General features: G+C 60.0%; 1 protein-coding gene. It reads left to right on the top strand.

Features of this window, described 5'->3' with window-relative positions; all coding sequences use genetic code 11:
* On the top strand, positions 1-250 hold a 250-nt coding region (locus F7R02_RS26155; protein ID WP_151210385.1), incomplete at both ends, for a transposase.

The following is a 250-nucleotide window of genomic DNA, read 5'->3' as shown; positions in this document are numbered from 1 at the left end:
GCAGATGCTCGAACAGCCATCACCTTTGGATTGACGCCTGGCAACGTGCATGACGCACCTGCAGGCCGCGCGTTGCTTGAACACCTGGGGCCAGTGGAGCGGCCGATTCATTTGTTGATGGACCGTGCTTACGAAGGCAACGAAACCCGCCAGTTGGCGCTCGATCTTGGCTTCGTGCCGGTGGTCCCGCCGAAATCCAATCGGGTCGAGCCTTGGGAATACAACCGGGAGATGTACAAGCGGCGCAACG

It is taken from the genome of Xanthomonas cissicola (assembly GCF_008801575.1).
Lineage (GTDB): Bacteria > Pseudomonadota > Gammaproteobacteria > Xanthomonadales > Xanthomonadaceae > Xanthomonas > Xanthomonas cissicola.
The sequence above is the reverse complement of the archived record's forward strand: the minus strand, read 5'-3'. Positions and strand labels throughout refer to the sequence as shown.